Genomic DNA, 256 nt, shown 5'->3' with positions numbered 1-256 from the left:
TTGCTGGTATAGCTAAAATCTTTTCAAGATTAACAGATTTTCCACTGTGTGTTATAAGCAAAATAACATCAGGATTTGCTTTCAATAACGCTTCGTTATTGAGAAGTTTATACCCTTTATAATCAGTAATGGCATTGATACCACCTGAAAGTTTTATGATACCATCAGCGGCTGTATCTGTTCCAGATGCCATAACGCGTCCATTTTGCACAGACAAAATAAAAAGGACTCGCTTTTGTTTTGTTACCTTTGCCAA

1 protein-coding gene is annotated in these 256 nt (G+C 35.5%); it reads right to left on the bottom strand.

The annotated features are described in order from the left end of the window. Positions 1 to 256: ABC transporter substrate-binding protein (locus ACFIMQ_RS09705; RefSeq protein WP_375703961.1), on the bottom strand; the 256-nt coding region annotated here is incomplete at both ends.

This window comes from Bartonella sp. AD13SXNS (assembly GCF_042196465.1).
Taxonomy (GTDB): Bacteria; Pseudomonadota; Alphaproteobacteria; order Rhizobiales; family Rhizobiaceae; genus Bartonella.
Note: the sequence above shows the minus strand (reverse complement) of the source record. Positions and strands in the feature narration are given on the sequence as shown.